General features: G+C 53.5%; 6 protein-coding genes and 1 pseudogene. All 7 read left to right on the top strand.

What is annotated here, in order from left to right:
* A partial coding sequence (locus N7387_RS20845; protein ID WP_279800898.1) for an ATP-binding cassette domain-containing protein occupies positions 1–610 on the top strand: 610 nt, incomplete at its 5' end.
* Positions 604–1,608, top strand: coding sequence for an autoinducer 2 ABC transporter permease LsrC (gene lsrC, locus N7387_RS20840; protein ID WP_274369403.1), 1,005 nt, complete (start codon positions 604–606; stop codon positions 1,606–1,608). The genes N7387_RS20845 and lsrC, both read left to right, overlap by 7 nt.
* Positions 1,605–2,609 carry an autoinducer 2 ABC transporter permease LsrD gene (gene lsrD, locus N7387_RS20835; protein WP_004237496.1) on the top strand — a complete coding sequence of 335 codons (1,005 nt, stop codon included), beginning with the start codon at positions 1,605–1,607 and terminating at the stop codon, positions 2,607–2,609. The genes lsrC and lsrD overlap by 4 nt, the downstream gene beginning before the upstream one ends.
* A 41-nt stretch (positions 2,610–2,650) precedes the next feature.
* Positions 2,651–3,667: an autoinducer 2 ABC transporter substrate-binding protein LsrB gene (lsrB, locus tag N7387_RS20830; protein WP_262861564.1), complete on the top strand. Its 1,017-nt coding sequence runs from the start codon at positions 2,651–2,653 to the stop codon at positions 3,665–3,667.
* 65 nt (positions 3,668–3,732) lie between these two features.
* The gene (lsrF, locus tag N7387_RS20825; protein WP_279800897.1) at positions 3,733–4,614 is read left to right on the top strand and encodes a 3-hydroxy-5-phosphonooxypentane-2,4-dione thiolase; all 882 of its coding nucleotides are present in this window, start codon (positions 3,733–3,735) and stop codon (positions 4,612–4,614) included.
* Between the two features lie 3 nt (positions 4,615–4,617).
* The gene (lsrG, locus tag N7387_RS20820) at positions 4,618–4,917 is read left to right on the top strand and encodes a (4S)-4-hydroxy-5-phosphonooxypentane-2,3-dione isomerase (RefSeq protein WP_004239424.1); all 300 of its coding nucleotides are present in this window, start codon (positions 4,618–4,620) and stop codon (positions 4,915–4,917) included.
* Between the two features lie 190 nt (positions 4,918–5,107).
* A pseudogene (locus N7387_RS20815) lies at positions 5,108–5,518 on the top strand (hypothetical protein); the annotation flags it as partial.

Here is a 5,518-nt window from a genome sequence, read left to right as displayed (position 1 = left end):
AGAGGTCTTCCTCAATGGTGACAATCTGCGCGGTGTCAGCAGTGAAAAACGCCTCACCCGGGGGCTGGTCTGTTTACCTGAAGACCGTCAGGCCTCCGGACTTTTTCTTGATGCCCCGCTCACCTGGAATATCGGTGCGCTGGTGCATAACCACCAGGGGCTGCTGGTCAACCGCTCGCGGGATGATGCATTGCTCGAGCGTTACCGCCGCGCCCTCAATATTAAATTCAGTGACGGACAACAGACGGTACGCACGCTGTCCGGCGGTAATCAGCAAAAAATTCTGATTGCCAAATGCCTCGAAGCCAATCCGTCCCTGCTGATTATTGATGAACCGACACGCGGCGTGGATGTCGGTGCCCGTAATGACATTTATCAGCTGATACAAAGTATCGCGCAACAAAATGTGGCGATTTTACTGATCTCCTCTGACCTCGATGAAGTGGTGGCGCTGGCTGACCGCGTGCTGGTGATGCATCAGGGCGAGTTCTCCGGGGAATTGCAGCACAACGAGCTGAATACCGACACCATTATGCATATGGCGTTCGGCGAGCACCGTCCGCAGACAGAAACAGAAAGCAGCCCGTTACAGGAGGCCGCATCATGCTGAAATATATCCAGAACAACCGTGAAGTAACGGCACTGCTTGCTATTCTCTGCCTGTTTGTCCTGCTCGGCGGTATGGAAACCCGTTACTTCAGTCTGCAAACCGTCACCATGATTTTCGGCAGTGCGCAAATCCAGATGCTGCTGGCCATCGGTGCCACCCTGGTGATGCTGACCCGCAATATTGATGTGTCTGTCGGCTCCACCACAGGGTTATGTGCGGTGATCGTCGGTATCGCGCTGAATGCGGGGCTGCCGCTGACGGTGGCGATCCTGCTGACTGTCGCCGCCGGTCTGCTGGCCGGATTTTTCAACGGCATCCTGGTCACCTGGCTGCGGATCCCCGCCATTGTTGCCACCCTCGGCACGCTCGGGCTGTATCGCGGCATTATGCTGCTGCTCACCGGCGGGAAATGGATTGAAGGTTTACCGGCGGAACTGAAAGATCTGTCAAAACCGATCTTCCTCGGGCTGTCGCCAATCGGCTGGTTTATTATCCTGCTGATTATTCTGATGACCCTGTTCCTGTCCCGCACCACTGCCGGACGCGGTTTCTACGCCACCGGCGATAACTTACAGGGCGCACGTCAGTTAGGTGTGCCGGTTGATCGCACCCGCATCATTGCCTTCTCGGTAAACGGCATGATGGCGGCACTCGCAGGGATTGTTTTCGCCTCACAAATTGGTTTTATCCCGAATCAGACCGGTAACGGCCTGGAAATGAAAGCCATTGCCGCCTGTGTGCTGGGCGGGATCAGCCTGCTCGGCGGTACCGGTACCATTGTCGGTGCGATCCTCGGTGCCTATTTTATGACTCAGATTGATAGTGTGCTGGTGCTGCTCAGACTGCCTGCCTGGTGGAATGACTTTATCGCCGGGTTTGTTTTACTCGCGGTTCTGGTCTTTGACGGCCGTCTGCGTGTGGCGCTGGAGAAAAACCTCCGCGCCCAGCGCTATGCCCGGTTCCTTAATCCTTCCGCACCGCAGGAGGCGAAAAAATGAGCATCACCAAACGTTACGGCTGGGAAATTGCCCTGGCGCTGCTGATTGTCCTCGAAATCCTGTTATTCGGTATGGGTAACCCGCGCCTGCTCGATGTCAACGTACTGCTGTTCAGTACCAGTGACTTTATCTGTATCGGTCTGGTGGCGCTGCCGCTGACCCTGGTGATTGTCAGCGGCGGGATGGATATCTCCTTCGGCTCCACTATCGGGCTGACTGCCATTGTACTCGGCATACTCAATCAGGCCGGTGTACCGATGATTGCCGCTATTCCGCTGACGCTGCTGACCGGCGCTCTGTGCGGTCTGATTAACGCGCTGCTGATCCTGTTTACCGGTGTTAACCCGCTGGTGATTACACTCGGCACCATGTATCTGTTCGGCGGCTGCGCCCTGCTGCTCTCCGGATTATCCGGTGCGACCGGCTTTGAGGGGATCGGCGGCTTCCCGGCGGCCTTCACTGATTTTGCTAACCTTGATTTACTCGGCATTCCGCTGCCGCTGATCATTTTTGTCCTGTGCGTGCTGGTGTTCTGGTTTTATCTGCACCGCACCCATCCGGGCCGTAATGTCTTTTTAATCGGACAGAATGCCCGTGTCGCCCGTTACAGTGCTTTCCCGGTGACACGCACTATCTGTCTGCTGTATGCGATGGTCGGCGTCTCCGCTGCACTCGCATCCGTCATTTTAGTGTCCTATTTCGGCTCTGCCCGTGCGGATCTCGGGGCATCGTTCCTGATGCCTGCTATCACCGCTGTTGTGCTGGGTGGTGCCAATATTTACGGCGGTTCCGGCTCTGTATTAGGCACCGCGCTGGCTGTGTTGCTGATCGGCTTTTTACAGCAGGGATTGCAGATGATCGGCGTACCGAATCAGGTCTCCAGTGCACTCTCGGGTGCGCTGCTTATTGTTGCCGTTGTTGGTCGTTCCGTTTCTTTACACCGACATCACATCCTTGGCTGGTGGGCGCGTAAACGCAACAGGCAATTCGTATCAGAGTAAAACACGTTTGTTATCACAGATTTGACGAAATGGAGAAAACCATGAAACCCATCATGAAAAAACTGGCGCTCGCCACTGCATTAAGTCTCGCATGTGTTTCCTGGGCGAATGCAGCAGAAAAAGTCGCCTTTATTCCTAAACTTGTCGGTGTCGGCTTCTTTACCAGCGGCGGCCAGGGTGCTGTGGACGCCGGGAAAAAACTCGGTATCGATGTCACCTACGACGGCCCGACCGAGCCGAGTGTGTCCGGTCAGGTACAGCTGATCAACAACTTCGTTAACCGCGGTTATGACGCGATTATTGTTTCTGCCGTTTCGCCGGACGGGTTATGTCCGTCCCTGAAACGCGCCATGCAGCGCGGTGTGAAAGTCCTGACCTGGGATTCCGACACCAACCCGGAATGCCGATCCATTTATATCGACCAGGGCACACCGAAACAGCTCGGCGGTATCCTGGTGGATATGGCAGCGGATCAGGTGAAAAAAGAGAAAGCCAAAGTCGCCTTCTTCTATTCCAGCCCGACCGTAACCGACCAGAACCAGTGGGTCAAAGAAGCGAAAGCGAAAATCGAAGCCGAGCATCCGGGCTGGGAAGTGGTTACCACCCAGTATGGTTATAACGATGCCACCAAATCCTTACAGACTGCCGAAGGTATTCTTAATGCCTGGAGTGATCTGGATGTGATTATCGCACCGGATGCCAACGCCCTGCCTGCGGCGGCTCAGGCCAAAGAAAACCTGAAACGCAACGATGTGGCGGTTGTCGGGTTCAGTACCCCGAACGTGATGCGCCCGTATGTGGAGCGCGGCACCGTTAATCAGTTCGCGTTATGGGATGTGGTCAAACAAGGCGAGATTTCTGTCGCCGTGGCTGATGCACTGATGAAAAAAGGTGAGCTGAATGTCGGCGATAAGATCACCGTCGCCGGTGTCGGTGAAGTTGAAGTCTCCCCGAACAGTGTTCAGGGCTATGACTACGAGGCAAAAGGCAACGGGATTGTGGTGCTGCCTGAGCGCGTGATCTTCACCAAAGAGAACATTAACAACTATGATTTCTGATGTAGTTGCTGATTTAACCAATGGCGCGGACACCCTCCGTGCCAGTTTAACCAGGGGAGAATTCCATGGCTGATTTAGATGATATCCGTGACGGCAAAGACTTCGGGCTTAATACGCCGCAAAAAAACACCCTTTATACCCTCAAAGGCTGCGGTTCGCTGGATTGGGGGATGCAATCGCGTCTGGCCCGTATTTTTAATCCGCAGGACAATAAAACGGTCATGCTGGCCTTTGACCACGGCTATTTCCAGGGGCCGACCACCGGCCTTGAGCGGATTGATATTAATATTGCCCCGCTCTTTGAACATACCGATGTTCTGATGTGTACGCGCGGGATACTGCGCGCACAGGTGCCGGTCGCGACCAACAAACCGGTGGTTCTGCGGGCATCCGGCGCTAACTCCATCCTGACCGAACTCTCCAACGAAGCGGTTGCGGTGGCAATGGATGATGCGGTTCGCCTGAATGTGGCGGCGGTTGCAGCCCAGGTCTATATCGGCACCGAACATGAACACCAGTCCATCAAAAACATCATCAGTATGGTGGATGCGGGAATGCGTGTCGGTATGCCGGTAATGGCAGTGACCGGGGTGGGTAAAGATATGGCACGTGATCAGCGTTATTTCTCGCTCGCCAGCCGTATTGCCGCCGAAATGGGTGCCAATATCATCAAAACCTACTTTGTTGAAGAAGGTTTTGAGCGTATCACCGCCGGTTGTCCGGTGCCGATTGTTATTGCGGGCGGTAAAAAACTGCCGGAAAACGAAGCACTCGATATGTGTTTCCGCGCTATTGACCAGGGCGCATCCGGGGTGGATATGGGCCGGAATATCTTCCAGTCCGAAGACCCGGTTGCCATGATGAAAGCGATCCGTGCCGTTGTGCATGGTGGTGAAAGTGCTGCACACGCTTATCAGCTGTTCCTGAGCGAAAAGAACAAGGGGTAAATTTTGAACGTAACATTAGTGGAAATTAATGTGAAACCCGGCAAAGTGGACGAGTTTATTGCCGTTTTCCGTGAAAATCATCTCGGGTCGGTAAAAGAGCCCGGTAACCTGCGTTTTGATGTATTACAGGACCCGGAAGTGGAAACCCGCTTTTATATTTATGAAGCCTATGCCGATGATGCGGCCGTGGCGGCACATAAGAAAACGCCGCACTATTTACAGTGTGTGGAAAAGCTGGAAGACCTGATGACCGGTCCGCGTAAGAAAACCGTCTTTATCGGGCTGATGCCGGAAGTGAAATAAGCGTACCGTCTTTATTCCGTTAAGTGACCGCATAACGGCGGTCACTTTTTCATTTCATACTAAAACCATCCCCGCATTGAATAATCGATTGATAAAGGCAAATATAAAGCTTTTCCCTGAAAGAAAAAAAATCTGATGATGATAGGGTAAGGAAAATTCAGTACCTGGTTACGGATAAAGACCGAAGAATATGCAGCCACTTATTCCCGCCTTATCACCCCATATATCCCGGTGTCATTCAAAACCGGAAGACCCGGATATCTGGTTTGATGCCATCGACTACGTTGAAATGGAAGAGACCTGGTTTGAGGGAGCTGAAGCCTTTACCCCTTATAAAGACCATCATACCGTTCCATCGTTTTCTGCCGGAGACGCGGCGGATTCACGGGTTCCCTTCACGGAAGACTGCCGCCGGTGTGTGCAGCAGCTTGTCCGTACCCTGGGCGAATACGGGGAGAACAAAATACTTTCTGTCTGCCTTTCTGAAATACTTCCGGGAACGCCGGCCCCTGTCATTATCGCAGCAAACAGTCTGTATACTGCGGTTACTGAACGACGGAATATTGATACCGCAGTACTGCATGCCCTCGGACTGGTATCA

Source organism: Morganella sp. GD04133 (genome assembly GCF_029835375.1).
Classification (GTDB): domain Bacteria; phylum Pseudomonadota; class Gammaproteobacteria; order Enterobacterales; family Enterobacteriaceae; genus Morganella; species Morganella morganii_B.
This window is presented reverse-complemented; position numbering and strand designations above follow the sequence as displayed.